Origin of the sequence: Psychrobacter sp. ENNN9_III (assembly GCF_001462175.1) — a bacterium.
Lineage (GTDB): Bacteria > Pseudomonadota > Gammaproteobacteria > Pseudomonadales > Moraxellaceae > Psychrobacter.
On record NZ_LNUO01000110.1, the window covers coordinates 1 to 19,286 of the forward strand.

Here is a 19,286-nt window from a genome sequence, read left to right on the forward strand (position 1 = left end):
AGTAAAATTTGGAGGCTTTTTTTATGGATCATACTTTTGTATTAAGCATAAATGGGCATCATAAAGATACCCATCGTATATGTGGTTTTTAAGCTTTCAAAGAAAGCGCGAAGTCACAAGTAACATCAAACATGACAACATCTCAACGCAGCCTTATAAACTAAACTTTACAAGCGGCACTAGCGGCTTTGGCTTTTTCATAGACGCCATCGGCATCTAAACCTAGCGCATTGACATCATCTAAATACTTTTGAGTACCAGCTTCAAGTGGCTCTTTCCATGCTGGGTCGTTAAGTGGGTCTGGAATTTCGATGAATTGATCGCCTTTAGCACGAGCTTCTTCTATAAACTTAGCATCTTCTCTATCAAACATCTCACCTGCAATGTCTGCCATTACTTTACCTGAATTGTCATCAATAATTTTTTTGAGATCATCTGGTAAGCTTTGATACTTGTCTTTGTTCATAGTGACCAGTAAGGCTGAGCTATAAAATGGAATGTTAGTATGCGCATTGGTCAGCTCTGTCAATCTAAAGTCACCAGTAGGACTCCAAGCAAAGCTCAAACCATCAATAACGCCACGTTGCAACGAAGTGTAGATATCAGTAGCAGGTAAGCCAACAGGTGATGCACCAGTTGCCTCAATGATGTCACCGGCGACTGCTGACGGTCTGCGAATGCGCATACCTTTCATATCATCTGGTGTACGGATTAATTTATCTACTGTATGCAATGCTCCTGGACCTGCGCCCATCATGAATAACAGATGTGTGTCTTCATATTCGCCAGCAAGCGTACCATCGTCATAGAGAGTTTGTAATATACAACTCATTTGAGAGGCTGAATTGGACAGCCCTGGAAGTTCAGTGATCGTCGTTAGAGGGAAGCGTCCGGCAGTATAGCCGTGCGCTTGAGAGCCGATGTCTATCGTGCCTTTTGCAGTCGCATCGTAAGTAGCATCAGGTTTACTTAGCGTTGCTGAGGGGTAGATCTCAACTTTTAAACGACCATCTGATTCTGTCTCAAGCTTTTCAGCCCACGGTTCAAAAACGTCAGTTTGCATGGCCGAAGTTGCTGGCCAAAAATGTGAAAATCGCAAAGTGGTTGTTTCTTGCGCTGAAGTTGCAGAACCGTCAGCAGTACTATCCGCTTGATTTGAGCAGCCTGATAGTCCTAATGCTAGTGCCATAGTTAAAGACATAGCACTAAGTTTGACTTTGATTGACATATTTATCACTTCCTTGTAGATAAACCAAAAATAAGAATTGTTAACAATATACTACACAATTTACAGCAAAGCACTCACTTTAGTCCGTGAAGTAGACATTAAAGAGCTTTGCAAATATTTACGTATTAAGATAAAAGAGCCATGCTTGCATAGCTCTTATATTTTAGAATTACAACTAGTAGCTAAACTGCCTCAATGGCCATAGCAATACCTTGGCCAACACCTATGCACATAGTGATCAAAGCTTTACGACCTGGTTTGCCTGCAATATCTGTTACTGCACTACCTGCGATGCGTGCCCCTGAAGCCCCTAAAGGGTGACCTAAAGCTATAGCACCACCATTTGGATTAAGACGAGTGTCAGTTGGCTCGATACCAAAATGATTTAATATTGCCAAACTTTGACTGGCAAACGCTTCATTAAGCTCAATGACATCAAAGTCAGACATTTTAAGACCTGTGCGTTTGAATAATACTTCAACCGCTGCTATAGGACCAATCCCCATAATACGAGGTTCTACGCCACGTGCTGCTGTTCCAATTACTCGAACTTTGGGGGTAAGGTTATGCTGCTTACAAGCATCTTCAGAAGCAAGAAGTAAAGCGGCTGCACCATCATTTACGCCAGAGGCATTACCTGCAGTTACAGTACCGCCTTTAAATATCGGTTTTAATGATGACAGTTTTTCTAAGGTTGTATCAGCACGAGGATGCTCATCGGTATCAACCGTGATTTGACCTTTTTTACGATCCATATAAGTGACGGGCACAATCTCTTTCGCCAAGCGCTCAGTAGATTTGGCTGCTTTCATTTGTGAATGATAGGCAAATTCATCTTGTGCTTCACGAGAGATGTTGAATTCTTGAGCCACGTTTTCTGCGGTTTGTGGCATGGAATCGCTACCATACTGCGCTTCAAGCGTTTTATTAGTGAAACGCCAGCCGATAGTCGTATCATAAACCTCAGCATTGCGATCGAATGCTTTAGTAGGTTTGGCCATGACAAAAGGAGCACGTGACATAGATTCGACGCCACCTGCTAGCATAATATCAGTCTCGCCTGACTTAATGCTTCTCGCTGCCAAACCAATGCAATCAACACCTGAGCCACATAGACGATTAAGAGTAGTCCCTGGAACTTCGACAGGATATCCTGCTAATAACAACGACATTCTTGCCACATTTCGGTTATCTTCGCCCGCTTGATTGGCACATCCAAATAAGCAATCGTCAATCAGTTTTGGGTCAAAGTTATTGTTTTCACGGATATGTTTGAGCACAGTAGCCGCCAAATCGTCTGGACGAATGGAAGATAAGCTGCCACCATATCGACCAAAAGCGGTACGGCAATAATCTACTATATATACATCTCTCATAAAAAATACTCAGTTTAATCTTGGTTTAATTACTCATCGAAAAACGATGCAGAGTTAAGAAGGTATGAAAATGATTGTTAGACATCAAAATCTACTATCGCTGTATCAGTCTGTACATGGGCTTGACAGGTCAATACATATCCTAAATCTACCTCATAATCTTCTAGGCCATAGTTGATAGCCATAGTAGCTTCGCCCTCAACCATTTTTGCTTTACAAGTTGCGCAGACACCGCCTTTACAAGCAAAAGGCACACTTGCACCTGCATCAATCGCTGCATCAAGAACGCTCTGACCCTCAGCCAAACCAATGACTTGCTTACGACCGCCCGAAATGATGGTAATCTGTTTGTCAGCATCGCTATGTACGACAGGACGACGAACCGTCTGACTAGTGGGAGTACCAAATAGCTCAAGATGAATGTTCTTTTTATCAATACCTTTATCGATTAACGCTTCTCTAAAGCCTTCAATAATAGGCAGTGGCCCGCATAAATAAGTGTGGTCTAATGTATCTGTATTAATAAAAGCAGATAGCAGTTGTTCGAACCGTTCGCCTTCAGGACGGGCAGACAAGATATCCAAATCTCTAGGTTCTCGTGTCAAAACATGGATAATAGACAATCTACCCATGTATCTGTTTTTTAAGGCTTCAAGCTGATCAAAGAACATCACTGTTTGTCGTTTAGCATTGATGTAGACAAAATCTATATGAGTATTATCTGTATTTTCTAGCAAGTACGTTACCATTGCTAAAATAGGCGTTACACCACTACCAGCTGCCACAAAAAGATATTGCGTTGCCTGCTTCATGGACTCTGTGTCCTCAAGAGGTAAACAAAAATCTCCTTGAGGTGCCATGACGTCGATAGTATCACCAGCTTTTATAGTACTAGAGATATGCTGAGAAAAAACACCTTCAGGTACATTTTTGATGCCAACCCGTAGATAGTCGTCGCCCATCTGACAAATAGAGTAGAAGCGCTCGACTTCTTCATCAGCGATATGAGTTTTAAGTTTTAGGTGTTGTCCAGGAAGAGCTTTGAAGTGGTTTGATAGATCTGTTGGAATATCAAACTTTAGTGTCACTGCTTCATCAGTTTCAGGAAGTACTTCGACTACTTTTAAGGAGTGATAGACAGACATAATTATTCCTTTAAAATTTGTCTATAAAGTGTGTTATTAATTTTTATTACAGCATTAATGGCATTTAAAGTATTCAAATGGTTCTTTACATTCAAGACATTTATACAATGATTTACAGGCAGTAGAACCAAAATGACTGACGACTTGGTAACTGTCACTGCCACAGTGCGGACAACGTTTGGGTTCGTTATCATCATCCGATCCTGGCGGCGCGATACCGTAATCTTCAAGCTTTACAATCCCTTCAGGCGTGATCCAATCTGTTGACCAAGCTGGAACCAGCTGCTCTTTTAAAATCGGTTTAGGATAACCTGCATCGAGCAGTGCATCACTCACCATCTTTCTGATAGCAGAAGTAGCAGGACAGCCAATGTAGGTGGGGGTAAGGGTTACAGTAATCGATCCAGCTTGTTTATCAACACTGATATCTCTGATAATACCTAAGTCGTTTAATGTTAATACAGGCACTTCAGGATCAGGTACATTAGCCAAAATTTCTGTTATCTCATCGATATCTAGCATCGGTGTTAGCTGAATTTTAGTCATATCAGTATCTACCATTTAGCGTCAGGGAACTCCCGACGTAAAGATTGCATTTCAGCCAATAATAGGCCAAGCGTTTCGGTATGCAGACCCTTTGTGCCACCACTATGATGATATTTGTCTTGTGGCATAGTAAGACTGGCCTCACTAATAAGGGCGAGAACATCTTTACGCCATTGCTGTTTTATAGTCGCCATAGACTTTATAATGCCTAACTCTTGTGCTGACTTGATGGTCTCATCTTCTTCAAAAAGCTCATTTGTATATGCCCAAAGATCATCTAAAGCTGCTTGCAATCTTTGGTGACTCTCGTCAGTACCATTACCAAGACGTACCAACCATGCACGCTGATGAATATAATGATACTGAACTTCTTTGGAAGATTTGATAGCAATGGCTTTAAAGGTATCAACGCTACTATCTTGCATGTCTTGATATAGATATTTGAGGTAAGTACTTACAAAAAAGCCTCTAAGGGTCGTGACTGCAAAATCGCCTTTTTCTAACTCAGCAAGTAGATAGTTAGTGTATTCACGCTCATTGCGAAAATACGCCAATGTATCAGCATCTCTTTTTTGTGCGTCGTTATCTGCAGCGACCTCTAGCCAAGCCATCGCTTGTCCTAAAGTGTCCAAACCAATATTAGCAAGTGCCAGCTCTTCTTCAATAGTAGGGGCGTGACCTACCCATTCGCAGTGGCGCTGTGCCAATACTAAAGCGGTATCTCCTAAGCGCAGGGCATAGTCAAAAATAGTTTCTTCACGGTTTATGGTAATAGTGTTCATAACAAGATCCATTAATAAATAACGTCAATTACATGTGGCCAACTTCGTCAGGAATTTCATAGAAAGTTGGATGACGATAAATTTTATCAATAGAGGGCTCTAAATAAACATCTTGATCATCATAGTCTAACGACGTGATATTATTAGATTTGACTACCCAGATAGAAGTACCTTCATTACGACGAGTATATAAATCTCGAGCATTCTGTAATGCGATCTCGTCATCAGTTGCGTGTAGTGAACCAACATGTTGATGAGATAAACCAGCTTTGGCTCTAATAAATACTTCGTATAATTGAGGTTTGCTCATTGCTAACTCCTTTAGCGTTCGTTTGTTACTAGCATTCGTTTATTACTAATTAGCCTTTATTTATCACTAAGTAAGTATCGAATTTATCTGATAATCTAACTGAATATATAAAATAAAAAGCAGAATTATAAAAACATGCTATAGATAGAAGATAATGATTAATACTAAAAAATAGTGATTAGCGACAGCATGCAGCCATCGCTACTCTACACATTAATGTTTGAAATATAGAACAGGTCTTTTAGGCAGCTTTCTTCACTTTTTGTTTAGCTTCATAAGCAAGTCCTGCATCAACGACCCATTTACCATCTTCTTGTGCTTGACGACGGACATTCATGCGGTCTTTGTTACACAGGCCATAGCCACTAACGACTTGTTTGAACTCCTGCCAATCTATAGGGCCGTGATCATAATGACCTGTCTCTTCATTCCATTTTAAGTCAGGATCAGGAATCGTTAGACCTAAGTATTCCGCTTGTGGAACTGTGATATCGATAAACTTTTGGCGTAGCTCATCGTTACCAAAACGCTTAATCTTCCAAGCTAAAGACTGATCGCTATTAGTTGAATCCTTATCATGTGGACCAAACATCATTAAGGCGGGCCACCAAAAACGATTAATAGAATCTTGCACCATGGCTTTTTGCTCAGCAGTGCCATCTTTTACAAGCTCAGTTAGCAGCTCATAGCCTTGACGTTGATGGAAGGACTCTTCTTTACAGATACGCACCATAGCGCGGGCGTAGGGACCGTATGAAGTACGTTGTAGAGCAACTTGGTTAACAATAGCAGCACCATCTACTAACCAGCCAATCATACCCATGTCCGCCCAACTTCTTGTAGGGTAGTTAAAGATAGAAGAGTACTTCATCTTTCCTTCAAGCATAGCGTCGATGGTCGCCTGTCTTTCTGCACCCAAAGTTTCTGCCGCACAATATAAGTATAGACCGTGACCTGCCTCATCCTGAATCTTCGCCATAAGAATAGATTTACGGCGTAAAGATGGGGCGCGAGTCAGCCAATTTGCTTCTGGTAACATCCCAACGATCTCTGAATGAGCATGCTGCGATATTTGACGAATCAAACTTTCGCGGTAGGCTTCTGGCATCCAGTCTCTAGGCTCAATTTTGACATCACGTGCGATTTTATCTTCAAACTTCTTAAGATCAGTATTTCTCATGACTTACTCCTTGTTATTCGTATTCCTTTCAATACAAAGCACTTGTCTTGATAGCGTATCACTAAAATATGTATTATATTCAAAGGTTTATGTTGCATCATAATATATCATTATATAAAAATATAGCATATTATTGTTAGCGCACATAATTTATTGTCAGTGTCGAACACTTCTACTTGACCCCTAACTACCTTACTGCCTGCTTTGATAACCTTGGCTTTGATAGAAACTTTTCCAGCTTTTATCGGCCGCAAAAACTCTGTGTTTGAGTTTAAGGTAACCATCTCTTTGGTCTGACCAACTTGAGCCAATACTGGGAATACCAATAAGGAGTCTGCTAAAGCCATTACGGCTTGACCGGATAAAATCTCAGCTACATTGGGAGCAGGCACCTTCCTATATAAATCAGGATTATAAGCCAGCTCATAGTGAGCCTCACCTGCAGTGAGTTCAATAATATCTACAGAGAAGTTATTGAGTACCCAAGCCGGAAAGACATCATCAATTTGCTTTCTTATAATATGGCCATACGTTGACATAGTTTCTGCATTTGCATGAATCATCGATGAATACTTCCAGTAAGGGTATAAGATTGAGTGTAGAGATTAGAATGTATGGTTTTAAACTTTTAAAACTGGCATTTACTGCTTGTCTTTATAAAAGACAGCAGGGCGCTTCTCTAAAAAAGCGGTGACCCCTTCTTTATAGTCATCGCTATAACCTGCTTCACGCTGATATTTTGCTTCAAGTTCGAGCTGCTCTTCTAGTGAATTAGAAGTTGCTTGATTCAATGCTTTTATCGTGAGTTCTGTACCAAGAGCTGGTCCATGAGCCAAGCTTGTCGCAAGTTTTGTCGCTTCATCCATCAGCCTATCTGCTTCATAGACTCTCCAAACTAAGCCATATTCTAAAGCTTGCTCTGCACTAAGCGTGGCATTGGTTAATACCAGCGCTTTTGCATGTGCAAGCCCAATCAATTGCACCAATGCCCACGTCAGACCTGAGTCTGGGACTAAGCCAATTTTGCCAAAAGCCATAGCAAACTTTGCTTTATCGGCACACAAAACAATATCGCAAGCCAAAGCAATACCTACCCCAGCGCCTGCTGCGACGCCATTGACAACAGCTATAGTCGGCTTACCTAGGTTTGTTAAGCGCTTCATTAATGGATTGTAGAAGTCAATGATAGTTTGACCCAAATCATACTTTTGCTTGCGAGGGTCTCGATTGCCTAGGTCTTGGCCAGCACAAAAACCTTTACCAGCACCAGTAAAAATGACTGCTCGTATCTGTTCGTTTGCCACTACTTCATCAAGTGCAGCAGCCAATGCAACGTGCATGTCTTCGTTGAAAGAATTGAGTTGTTTGGGACGGTTTAAGGTAATCGTTGCGACACCATTTTCATGAGTCATTAAAACCGTGTCTGAGGGAGTGGTACTAGAATTCATACAATTATCAATCCATTGATTTTTACAAAAATAAGGTCAAATGCTTTTGTCCAATAACTATCAATGGTAGTGAAAATTGTTAACATTAACAAGCAGAGAAGTATAAAATAGTAAGAATCGGCAAAAAGCGAATGAGTTCTTCATTTTTCTATCATTTTAACTATTTGTTATAAAAGGAAATATTTTGAAGAATTCATAGCGCTATTTTTGTGTACTACTGTGCACTCTATTGCATACCAAATCATAATGTAGTATGGTTTTTCAACTTAATAAGATATATCAGTAATAAAGAATGGATGTAAAAAGTAAAAAGATTGGACTGTTAAATAGGAATATTCTAATACTCATAAGGAGCAATAAATGACAGACTTTTACGAAAAACATAAAGAGACATTATCGAAAGCTAGAGAAGTTATCCATACTCGAGAAGCTTGGTCTGCCTATCCAGAAATGCCAAGTGAAAAGCATTACGGAGAGGGAGCTAAACAAAAAGGCGAAGACGATTTTAATGCGTTATTGGGCGGCAAATACGAATTTAAAGTACCGATGAAAGATGCCGAGTATGTTCAGTGCGATGCAACCTCTCCTTATGGTATTGACATGGGTATGCAATATCCAAAACTTGAAAAAGACACCCTGCTAAAGCGCTCACAACAAGCACAAAAAGAATGGCGCAAGCTTGATAATGATACACGTTTTGGTATCTGTATGGAGATGCTTGATAGATTGTCAAAACAGTCGTTTTTGATGGTACACAGCATTATGCATACGACAGGCCAGCCCTATATGATGTCGTTTCAAGCAGGTAGTGCCCATGCGTTAGAACGTGGTCTTGAGACGATTGCTTATGCGGCCAATGCAATAGAAGCAACGGCAAAAACCGTCAAATGGGACAAAGTAACCGGTAAAGATAAAGAAGGTAACTTAATATCGGTCAAAATGGATAAGACGTTTAAGACACGCGGCAAAGGTATTGGCGTGATGATCGGCTGTGCTACTTTCCCTACCTGGAACGGTTATCCTGGACTCTTTGCCAGCTTATCGACTGGTAACAGTGTCATCGTCAAGCCGTCTGATAAAGCGATTCTACCTTTGGCTATTACGGTAGATATCATGCGTGAAGTTCTGCAAGAAAGTAATGTCGATCCTGATGTCGTGCAAATAGCGATTTCAAACAATGATCATACTTATACGCAAGATATCGTCCAAGATAAGCGGATTAAAATGATCGACTTTACCGGTGGTAACTCCTTTGGCGATTGGCTTAAAAAGAATACCGATGGCGTACAACTTTATTTAGAGCAAGCGGGTCTTAATAATATTCTTATTGAGTCAACCGATAACTTTAGAGCCATGACCAGTAACATTGCTTTTTCATTATCACTGTATTCAGGTCAAATGTGTACAGCTCCGCAAAATATTTATATTCCAAAAGACGGTATCGAAACCAATGATGGTCATAAGAGTTTTGATGAGGTAGCTGATGGTATAGCGACTGCTGTCGAAAAACTATTAGGTGATGATAAACGTGCTTTTGCTCTATTAGGCGCATTGAATAGCGACGATGTAGCGAAACGAGTAAAAGACAGCGCTGATGGTGATAAAACATTTGTATTAGGCATGCAATCTGCAAATTATGAAGGCTTTCCAGATGCCAAAACTGCCAAACCGCAACTGATCAAAGTGAGTAAAGACGATGCTGAGATGTATCAAGAGCAGTTTGGGCCAATAGCCTATGTGATTGCAACAGATGATGCACAAAATGCGCTTGAATTGGTCTGTGATAGCATTGAGCAGCATGGTGCGATGACTACAGCGTTATATAGTACTGCAGAGAAATTCAAACGTGAGGCTATGGACGATATTGCTGATGCAGGCTCACCGTTGTCAGTCAATTTGACTGGGGGCGTCTATGTCAATCAGTCTAGTGCTTATTCAGATTTTCATGGTTCAGGACTAAATCCTGCTGCCAATACTTGCTTAACCGATTTAGGATTTGTGGCTCCTCGCTTTGGTTGGGTGACAGTACGTGAACAAACCAACTAATCATCGGTAAATTATAAATTGGGTTTGCCTTTGGTTTTTTGAGGGTAACGTTGTGAGTATATGGATAGTACACACAGTCTTTTATTTGCATCTCCTTATAAGACCTTAGGATAACAGGTAAGCCAAGTTTAAGTTTTATTCAAAATAAAATAGAGTCTACTGACTATCAGCAGTGGGCTCTATTTCCTCAATAGGTACGTTTTTACCTTATTTTATCTTATATAACCACTAGCGTGTATAAACGTTAACTTTATGACATACAAGGAAGTTGTATGAATAACGAAAATTTCGTTGTTGGTGTCATTGGTGCCGGTACGATGGGCCAAGGAATAGTGCAGCTTGCACTACAAGCTGGTCACAACGTAATACTGGTCGACCAATCAAGCGAACAACTACAATCTGCCCAATCATCACTCGATGATTTATTTACTAAATTCGTCAAAAAACAAAAAATCACTCAACAGCAAAAAGACAGCTGGCTTGATGCGCTTGCTCTTAGTGAAAATAACAATGAGTTGATAGACGCAAAACTAGTCATTGAAGCCATTGTAGAGCGCTTAGATGTCAAGCAACAAGTGTTTAGCGAGCTTGAGTCTATTGTTAGTTCTGAAACTATTTTGGCAACCAATACCTCCTCACTATCTGTGACAGCCATTGCCTCATCTTTAAAAAATCCGCAACGTTTTATTGGATTACACTTTTTTAATCCACCCGGTATCATGCCTTTAGTCGAGGTTATTGAAGCCCTTCAAACTGAAGATAATACGACCCAAACCAGTATTAAGCTGATGGAAAGTTGGGGTAAATCGCCAGTACGTTGTAAAAATACGCCAGGTTTTATAGTCAATCGCGTTGCTCGTCCTTTCTATGTCGAAAGCTTTCGCTTACTTGAGGAACAAATAACGACGCCTGCTCATCTTGATGCGAGTATCCGTAGCGCAGGATTTAAGATGGGACCTTGTGAGCTGACAGATTTTATCGGACAAGATATTAATTATGCCGTTAGCTGCTCTTTATTTGATAGCTTGTTCTATCCTGCGCACCTGCGCCCAAGCTATGTGCAAGGTGGGTTAGTCGAAGCAGGTTTTCTTGGTCGCAAGAGTGGCAAGGGTTTTTATGATTATAGTGAAACCAGTGCTAACCAAAACAACGACAAGGGCAACAAGGTCATCTCATCACAAAGTAGTGAAGGGGCAGTAGGATTTTTAGCGTATGGTCATCATCCTTGGGTAGCTGAGCAATTAGACAATAAAGAGGCTAAAGGTAATAAAGAGACTAAAGGCAATGATGACTCATCACTCATAAAAGAAGCGCCATTGACAGAGTCTTTGATAGGGATATTAGATAACCATATACATCTGTATGCTTCAGATGGCAGGCTAGCTGCTGATTGGGAGGCATCACTACAAATACCAGTGATATTAGTAGATATTAAGCATCCTGATAAGCAATCAGGAGTAGTCGCTACAGCTGCAGGCCCTAAAGCTGCTACGCTGATGGCAGGCAATCTGCCTCAGTCTTTAGGTAAGATCGATTGGATCGAAGTGGCAGACTGTCCTGGATTAATAAACCTACGCGTCCTTAGTATGATTATTAATGAAGCTTCTATTTGTGTTACCCAAGGCATAGCGACACCTGAGGGTATCGATAGTGCGCTTAAAGGCGGTGTCAATTATCCCTTAGGCGCTTTTGAATGGCTTGATTTTATAGGTGTCGATATCGTTATCAATACCCTGAGCGCTCTGCGCCGTATGTATGGTAGTGGCAGTTATGTTGTCCCGCGTATTCTTGCAATACAGGCAAACAAGGAGCATAGCGATGGCTCACAATGAAGCAAACAACACGCTAACAGATACAGCCAATAACTCGGTACGATTGCCTAGCTTTAATCGCTCATTAACGTCAGATGCAAATTCAACTCAGACAAATGACAGTGTCGTATCCCAGCAAACGGCAGACGAACAAGCACTAAGTATCGCTAATAAAATGCTCGCTAATGACCATTACTCACAGCATTTGGGCATTGAGATTGTAGAGGCTAAAACAGGTTATTCTGTTTGTAAGATGTTGGTTCAACCCTTTCACGCAAATGGTCACGGCAGCTGTCATGGCGGCGCTATATTCAGTTTAGCTGATACCACTTTTGCACATATTTGTAATGCTCACAATCAAATAGCAGTTGGTCACATGTGTACTATTGCTTATTGGCAACCAGCTAAAATTGGCGATGAGCTGTATGCCTATGCTTATGAGTCAGGCGTTCATGGACGATCAGGCTCTTATCGTATAGAAATTACTTGCGGTGCAAATGGTCATTTGGTCGCTGAGTTTCAAGGCTTTAGCAGGTCTTTAAAAGGGGCAAGCCATTTTTAATGGCGTCATTGGATTACACCCAGTTTTATTATCTATTTTAAAAAGGAATTTAAGATGAGTTTAGAGTTTTACAATCGTATTGAAGTTGCCTCTCGTGACGAGATATCGGCCTTACAGCTAAAACGTCTCAAGCATACGGTCAAACATGCTTTTGAAAATAATACTTTTTGGAAAAATCGTTTGGCAAGTGCTGATGTGCATCCTGATGATATTAAGTCATTAGAGGATATCAGTAAAATACCATTCATGGTAAAAAACGACTTTAGGGATAACTATCCGTTAAATCTGCTGTGTGCTGAGCGCCGCGAAGTCGTTAGGTTACATGGCTCATCAGGTACGACAGGTAAACCTACGATTGTCGCTTATACTCGTAATGATATCGAGATGTGGGCAGAAGCAGTCGCTCGCTCGCTCGCTATTGCTGGTGTGACCTCAGATGATACAGTACAAGTCGCTTATGGCTATGGTCTATTTACTGGCGGGATGGGCGCGCATTACGGTGCTGAGCGTCTGGGCGCTATGGTTATTCCTATCTCAGGCGGTATGACCAATCGTCAGATTCAGATTATCGAGGAGCTAAGACCAGAGGCGATGATGGTCACGCCGTCTTATATGGTCAATATCGCTGAAGCCATGGAAAAAATGGGTCAAGACCCGCGCAAAACCAGTTTGCGAGTGGGTATCTTTGGCGCAGAGCCATGGACAAATGAGATGCGCAGGCATATTGAAGAGCGCTTTAATATGGATGCTTTAGATATTTATGGACTCTCTGAAGTGGTCGGACCAGGCGTTGCTCAAGAAGCAGTCGCTAGTAAAGGTGGACTCACTTTTTGGGAGGATTTATTTTATCCTGAAATTATCGATCCAGAGACTGGCGAAGTATTGCCTGATGGAGAACAAGGCGAGCTGGTTATCACTACCCTTATGAAAGAGGCAATGCCTGTTTTGCGTTATCGTACTGGTGATATTACCCGTATTCTACCAGGTGATGTGCGCTCAATGCGGCGTATCGAAAAGATAACCGCCCGTAACGATGATATGATTATTTTGCGTGGTGTAAATATTTATCCTTCGTTACTAGAAGAGCAAATAATGAAAGTGCCAGGTCTTTCTTCAAACTATTTAATAGAACGCTATCGTGTGGGCGCTATGGATCAGCTGCGTATTCGTGTAGAGCCTGTGGATGAAAATCAATCCAGCTCGCGGTTAAAAAAAGAGCTTATCTACAATGTTAAATCAACCATTGGTGCGAGCGTAGAAGTTATTATCGAACCTATCGGTGTGTTACCGCGTTCAGAAGGAAAGGCTAAGCGTGTCATGGACTTACGCCAACATGCCTAATACTAGTAGGGTGTAAGATAGCTATTAGGTTTGAAAGATTTAACGATAGCCGTGACATGCTCAAATCGTCAACAACCTCTAATCGCATGATAAAAAAGAAGGAACTTATGGAACACAAGTCATTTTTGCAAGTCGATAAGCTCGATAATGGTATTTTCCAACTAGGAATCAATCGTCCTGAGCGTAAAAACGCTCTTAACACTGAGCTGGTTGTGCACTTAGCAGATACTATAGAGTCTCTTGTAAATTCAGAGGTGGCTAGAGTCATCGTAATATATGGACTGGAAGGAAATTTTGCGGCTGGTGCAGATATTGACGAGATTGCAACTTTGAGTCCAAAGCAGGCTTTATTGGATGCAAGAGTAAGCGCATGGCGACGCATCAGACAATGCCCGATTCCTATTATTGCAGCAGTTGAAGGCTATTGTCTTGGCGGTGGTATGGAGCTGCTGCTATCTTGTGATTTTGCTATAGCGCATAAAGACGCAAAGTTTGGTTTACCTGAAGTAAAATTGGGGTTGATGCCAGGCGCTGGTGGTACGCAGATTTTACCAAGACTCATTGGTAAAAACCGCGCCGCTAGAATGATATATTCAGGCGAAATTATGCCAGCCTCCACTATGGAAAAATGGGGCGTAATTACGGATTTGTGTGACGAAGAGGTGTTAGAAGCGGCAGTATCAATAGCGACAAAAATAGCAAGAAATGCACCATTTGCCATCAGTCAAGCCAAGCAATCATTGAATAATTCGGTAGAAATGGGACTTGAGTCAGCCATGAGTTTTGAGCGCCAGACCTTCTCTATTTTAGCGTCTACTACTGACAAAACTGAAGGTATTGCTGCTTTTAAAGAAAAACGACATGCCAAATTTACAGGAAACTAGTTTCCTAAAACCATCTTCGAGTTTAATAATAAGAGAAACCATCATGAAAAAGGATACCGTAGTAGATTCAGACTCAACGACAAATACCATGAAAACTACGCTAAAAAAATATGAGCTAATAAATGTCTTAGAACATGATTTTAAGGTTTATCAGCTGTCTTTGAATAGACCTGAAGTCTTAAATGCGTTAAACGATGAATTGATGTGCCAGCTGAGTGAAGTGACATCTTTATTACAAGACAATGATGCTCGGTGCCTAGTTTTGACCGGTAGCAAAAAAGCGTTTGCTGCTGGAGGTGATATTAGTGAGATGAGCGGTAAAAGCTATGCTCAAGTGTCTGAGGAGCAATACGTCACCTCGATATGGTCAAAGCTAGAACAGCGTAGTATTCCTATCGTAGCTGCAGTGAATGGCTTAGCACTAGGAGGCGGCTGCGAGCTGGCTATGCTATGCGATATTATAGTAGCGGGTCATGGCGCGACGTTTGGGTTGCCCGAAACAGGGCTTGGTATTATCCCTGGAGCAGGTGGAACACAGCGACTGATCAGAGCTGTAGGGAAAGCCAAAGCTATGGATATCATATTGAGCGGAAAAACGATGACGGCTCTAGAAGCTGAGCGTAGTGGTTTGGTGTCGCGTGTGGTCGAGGACGAAAAGGTGGTTGAGGAAGCGCTTTATGTGGCACACAACATCGCCAAACGTTCTAAACCTGTGATCAGTATGGCCAAAAGGGTGGTAGATTATGCCAATGAATCCAGTTTGAAGAACGGTATGCAGTATGAGCAGCAAAATTTTTATGCAACCTTTGCATTAGAGGATCAAAAAGAAGGGATGCAGGCTTTTTTAGAAAAACGTCGACCCAATTGGCAAGACAAATAAAAGCTAGGTTTTAGAATAAACAGTTATAGAGACGAAAAGTTATTATTTGAAAGCTTATATATACAATAAGTACAAAAGACGGTCAATCTGTCACATCAAGTCAAGTTAATAAGCGCATACTTAAGACTGGCATTCAAACAAGAGTGACAATCAAATTGTATATAACCACCTAACAGTTATATAAATAACAATTATAAGAAGCAAGTATGCAAAATTTTCAACACAAAGCATTTGATGAATTGTTTGATTTATCAGGAAAAATTGCCATCGTGACTGGTGGTGCTAATGGTATTGGTAAAGCCACGGCACTACGTCTGGCACAAGCTGGTGCAAATATCGCTATTGCAGATCTAAAATTAGAAGACGCTAAAGCTGCTATTAAAGATATTGAAGAGCTAGGGGTCAAAGGTTTAGCGGTCGAATGCAATATACTAAAAGATGATGATCTAGTCAGCATGGTAGAAAAGGTGGTGGCTGAATTCGGCACTATCAATATATTAATTAATAATGCGGGCGGCGGGGGCGGTGGTCGTGAAAATCCTTCGAAGATATCAGTTGACGATATTCGCCGTGATTTTGAATTGAACGTTTTTAGTGGCTGGCGTCTGTGTCAATTGTGCGTACCATACATGAAAGAGTCAGGTTATGGCTCCATTGTGTTTACCACCTCCATGTCCAGTATTAATAAAAGTCCAAATATGAGTGGTTATGCAGGATCAAAAGCGGCTGTCAATCATATAGTGGCAAACTTGGCACATGACTTTGGCCCTGAAGTACGTATTAACGCAGTTGGTCCTGGCGCGACGCGCACGGCTGCGCTAGAGAGTGTGTTGACGCCTGAAATTGAGGAGAAGATGCTAGCAAATACGCCTATTAAGCGTTTAGGTGAAGCCGACGATATCGCTGGAGCAATGCTGTATTTTGCATCGCCAATCTCAACTTGGGTGAGTGGTCAAACTATCTTTGTAAATGGCGGCGGTGTGCAAACGTTGGATTAAGATTAAGGCTATAAAAGCATTAAAAAAAGCGCCGTCTAACTTTCAATTAGATGGCGCTTTTGTTGTCTTGACCTTTGTCAATTTAAGCAAAATCACTCAAAGCAAATATGAGTCGCTTCATTACAAAAAGTCTGCTTGCCATTTTTAAAGCCTGCGAGCGCTTGTGCATTGGTGCGGATCGCTTCTACGGTACTTTTAGCTTCTAACACAACTAACGTTGCAGGTGCGTCAACGACTATCTCAGTCTGTAATGAAAGTAATTTGGCCGCATTTTTGCTAATCATATCAAAGGCATCAGCTAACTCATCATCCGTAGATAACTGCGCGATATTGGCATACATGTTGGCCATTCTAACGAGCGAGGCGTCACCATAAGGCGTAAAGGCGTTTAAAATATTATTGCTAGAGATTGCCGTATTGAGACCCAACGCTGCAAATTGATTCGCATTGACTGTGCCTCTAGGTATTAAGCATTCATAATTGCTACCGTTGATATAGATATCAGTAGCTGGTAGTACAATCAAGGTGATGTCTGCTTGTTTGAGCAATCCTGCCATCTCGCCACGCTTCATCTTATCCATAGCCGCCAGCTTCGTCACGTGACCGATAGACACGCGACCTTGATAGCTGCGCTTGATGGTCTCTTCTACTACTTTTGGAATACTTGAACCTTCGGGATCTAAATCAAAATCTAGATGAAAGTCAACATCGACATCAAACTGCTCAGCGATATCGAATATCATCTCGATATGCTGGTCTGGATTGTCATCCTTATACGGGCAACCGCCTATTAGATCAGCGCCTTGTTCGAGCGCCTGCTGTAATAATTCAAGCGTTTTAGGTTTGGTTGTGAGACCCGACTGAGCAAAGGCACATATCTGTATATCAATAGCAAAAGCATATTTTTCTTGTGCTCTTTTGATTGCTCTTAAGCTACGTAATTCGGTTTTTTCATCAGTCTCTACAAAGGTACGCAGGCCTACTGTGCCTTTTTTAATCGCCATCTCAATGACCCTTGAGGCGCGCTCAAACACATCGGCTTCAGTAAAGTGTTCTTTGGCTTTACCTGTCTCTTCAATTGCCTCCTGAAGTGTGCCTTCTTGTACGCTACAGCGATCTAGAATGCAGGCTTTATCAAGGTGGATATGGCTCTCAAAAAATCCTGCGCAGACAAAATTACCTTTTGCATCATAAATAGTCTTAGATGTGTCAGACTGACCATTAGTTGAAACGCTCTTAACGCCATCTATACTGGTAATATAAGCATCCTTTATACTGATATTAACTGGGTATTTATAGCCCGTTAATTGAGCATTTTTTATTATTAAAGTTGTCATTATTATTTTCCCATATATAGTTGCATTTGCTTATTTTTATTAAAAGTTTTATTTGCGAGAGATTGTTTTAGTGATTTAAAAGAGTAAAGTATTTAAAATTCATCCGCTATCAGTTGTTGTCTTTTCTAAGTGGGAGTTGTGTAGACGTACAGCACAGGATAGTTTGTTTGGTCATATATTGTAATATTATTATGTTTGGCACCACTAAAAACTTGCGATTTTCTACATCTTTTAACATGGATTTAACCGCGCCTTCCATCTTGAGCGCACCTACCAGCTTTTTCATACCAACGCGTGCTGCCGCCATGTCACCAACTTCGAAATAGGTAAATGAAATATCTATCCGTAAAGAAGGATATGGAAGCGGTAACCATGACTTGATCGCTACAAGATATGTTTATCAGAATTCATCCCAATAAGGATGGTCACCAAAACGCTCTGCAATAAAATCAATCAAATAACGGCAGCGCTGTGATAAAAAGCGGTTTTTTGGATATACCGCATAGGCGTTAAGGGTGGGCAACTGATATTGCTTGAGAATAGGTACTAGCTCACCTTTGGCCAATCTTTGGTAAGCAATAAAGGTTGGTATAAAAATAATGCCATGATCTTTCACTGCCAAATCTACTAAAAACTCACCATTGGTCGCTTTGATTTTTGCATTTATTGTATAGTTATGCTTTTTTCCTTGCGCATCAGTAAGCTCTAGATTGCTTGTTTTACTAAGGCCATACTGCAAAAATTCATGTTCTGCTAAGTCTTCGAGCGTTTTAGGTGCTCCCATCTTTTCTAAATACTCAGGACTGGCACAGAGCGCATAGCGAATCAGCGCTAAACGCTTTGCCTGATAGCTGGAGTCTTGTAGCTCTCTAATACGAATGGCTAGCTCAAAACCTTCTTCAATTAAGTCCACATGCCGATCAGAAAAATCTAAATCAAAGCTTAGATTGGGATGTTGATTGGCGTACTCATCGATCACATCATTTAGATGCATAAGCCCAAATGACAGGGGCGCTGTCATCTTGAGCGTGCCTTCAATACGTGTGGGCGCTCCACTGGTCTGCTCATTAAGTGCGTCCACTTCACTGAGTATATTGTTCGCCTGTCGATAATAATGCTCACCAGCCTCGGTCAAGTTAGACTGCCGTGTGGTCCGACTTATCAATTGATTGCCCAAGCGAGACTCTAAATCTTTTAGTCGCCTACTTACGGCCGACTTGGCAATATCTAATTGCTCAGCGGCTTTAGTAATACTACCGGCTTCGACAATGCGTACAAACATTGCCATATCTTCTAGCTGCCCCATTTTAGCTGTCCTATTATTATCCTAACTCATCGCTTTATGAGATTGACTGCATAAAACTCCCATGAACACTTTTATAAAATAAAAAAAGCTGGGTTAAAAACCCCAG

At 41.2% G+C, this 19,286-nt stretch carries 18 protein-coding genes; 7 read left to right on the forward strand and 11 right to left on the reverse strand.

Annotation, left to right across the window (positions count from 1 at the left end; all coding sequences use genetic code 11):
- Positions 1-160: 160 nt before the first annotated feature.
- From PENNN9_RS06890 to PENNN9_RS06930, 9 genes are all read right to left on the reverse strand, one after another.
- Positions 161-1,228, reverse strand: a complete 1,068-nt coding sequence (locus PENNN9_RS06890; protein ID WP_058368965.1) for a TRAP transporter substrate-binding protein — start codon at positions 1,226-1,228, stop codon at positions 161-163.
- A 182-nt stretch (positions 1,229-1,410) separates the two neighbouring features.
- Entirely contained in the window at positions 1,411-2,604 is a 1,194-nt protein-coding gene (locus PENNN9_RS06895; RefSeq protein WP_058368966.1) for a 3-oxoadipyl-CoA thiolase, read from the reverse strand.
- Positions 2,605-2,681: 77 nt separating this feature from the next.
- The gene (locus tag PENNN9_RS06900; RefSeq protein WP_058368967.1) at positions 2,682-3,749 is read right to left on the reverse strand and encodes a 2Fe-2S iron-sulfur cluster-binding protein; all 1,068 of its coding nucleotides are present in this window, start codon (positions 3,747-3,749) and stop codon (positions 2,682-2,684) included.
- Between the two features lie 54 nt (positions 3,750-3,803).
- Entirely contained in the window at positions 3,804-4,295 is a 492-nt protein-coding gene (gene paaD, locus PENNN9_RS06905) for a 1,2-phenylacetyl-CoA epoxidase subunit PaaD (RefSeq protein WP_082638029.1), read from the reverse strand.
- A gap of 8 nt (positions 4,296-4,303) precedes the next feature.
- Complete coding sequence (gene paaC / locus PENNN9_RS06910; RefSeq protein ID WP_058368968.1) at positions 4,304-5,077, reverse strand: 1,2-phenylacetyl-CoA epoxidase subunit PaaC; 774 nt, start codon at positions 5,075-5,077, stop codon at positions 4,304-4,306.
- Positions 5,078-5,105: 28 nt separating this feature from the next.
- Positions 5,106-5,387: a 1,2-phenylacetyl-CoA epoxidase subunit PaaB gene (paaB, locus tag PENNN9_RS06915; RefSeq protein ID WP_058368969.1), complete on the reverse strand. Its 282-nt coding sequence runs from the start codon at positions 5,385-5,387 to the stop codon at positions 5,106-5,108.
- Positions 5,388-5,628: 241 nt separating this feature from the next.
- Entirely contained in the window at positions 5,629-6,567 is a 939-nt protein-coding gene (gene paaA / locus PENNN9_RS06920; RefSeq protein WP_058368970.1) for a 1,2-phenylacetyl-CoA epoxidase subunit PaaA, read from the reverse strand.
- 110 nt (positions 6,568-6,677) lie between these two features.
- A complete protein-coding gene (locus PENNN9_RS06925; protein WP_058368971.1) occupies positions 6,678-7,130 on the reverse strand; it encodes a PaaI family thioesterase in 453 nt (150 codons plus the stop codon).
- 78 nt (positions 7,131-7,208) lie between these two features.
- A complete protein-coding gene (locus tag PENNN9_RS06930; RefSeq protein WP_058368972.1) occupies positions 7,209-8,015 on the reverse strand; it encodes an enoyl-CoA hydratase-related protein in 807 nt (268 codons plus the stop codon).
- 360 nt (positions 8,016-8,375) lie between these two features.
- On the opposite strand from PENNN9_RS06930, the gene paaN reads away from it, so the two are divergent.
- The 7 genes from paaN to PENNN9_RS06965 all read left to right on the forward strand — a co-directional run bounded on the left by paaN (position 8,376) and on the right by PENNN9_RS06965 (position 16,537).
- A complete protein-coding gene (gene paaN, locus PENNN9_RS06935) occupies positions 8,376-10,061 on the forward strand; it encodes a phenylacetic acid degradation protein PaaN (RefSeq protein WP_058368973.1) in 1,686 nt (561 codons plus the stop codon).
- 272 nt (positions 10,062-10,333) lie between these two features.
- Positions 10,334-11,893, forward strand: coding sequence for a 3-hydroxyacyl-CoA dehydrogenase NAD-binding domain-containing protein (locus tag PENNN9_RS06940; RefSeq protein WP_058368974.1), 1,560 nt, complete (start codon positions 10,334-10,336; stop codon positions 11,891-11,893).
- Positions 11,880-12,434 (forward strand): hotdog fold thioesterase, encoded by a 555-nt coding sequence (locus PENNN9_RS06945; protein ID WP_058368975.1) that lies wholly within the window; start codon positions 11,880-11,882, stop codon positions 12,432-12,434. Before PENNN9_RS06940 ends, PENNN9_RS06945 begins: the two co-directional genes overlap by 14 nt.
- A gap of 54 nt (positions 12,435-12,488) precedes the next feature.
- Positions 12,489-13,775, forward strand: a complete 1,287-nt coding sequence (locus tag PENNN9_RS06950) for a phenylacetate--CoA ligase family protein (protein ID WP_058368976.1) — start codon at positions 12,489-12,491, stop codon at positions 13,773-13,775.
- A gap of 107 nt (positions 13,776-13,882) precedes the next feature.
- The gene (locus PENNN9_RS06955) at positions 13,883-14,659 is read left to right on the forward strand and encodes an enoyl-CoA hydratase/isomerase family protein (protein ID WP_058368977.1); all 777 of its coding nucleotides are present in this window, start codon (positions 13,883-13,885) and stop codon (positions 14,657-14,659) included.
- Positions 14,660-14,702: 43 nt separating this feature from the next.
- Entirely contained in the window at positions 14,703-15,539 is an 837-nt protein-coding gene (locus PENNN9_RS06960) for an enoyl-CoA hydratase-related protein (protein WP_256713805.1), read from the forward strand.
- Positions 15,540-15,745: 206 nt separating this feature from the next.
- Positions 15,746-16,537, forward strand: a complete 792-nt coding sequence (locus PENNN9_RS06965; RefSeq protein WP_058368978.1) for a glucose 1-dehydrogenase — start codon at positions 15,746-15,748, stop codon at positions 16,535-16,537.
- Positions 16,538-16,629: 92 nt separating this feature from the next.
- On the opposite strand, the gene PENNN9_RS06970 is transcribed toward PENNN9_RS06965, so the two are convergent.
- Positions 16,630-17,874 (reverse strand): amidohydrolase family protein, encoded by a 1,245-nt coding sequence (locus PENNN9_RS06970; RefSeq protein ID WP_058368979.1) that lies wholly within the window; start codon positions 17,872-17,874, stop codon positions 16,630-16,632.
- A 400-nt stretch (positions 17,875-18,274) separates the two neighbouring features.
- Positions 18,275-19,180: a LysR family transcriptional regulator gene (locus PENNN9_RS06980; RefSeq protein ID WP_058368981.1), complete on the reverse strand. Its 906-nt coding sequence runs from the start codon at positions 19,178-19,180 to the stop codon at positions 18,275-18,277.
- Positions 19,181-19,286: the final 106 nt, after the last annotated feature.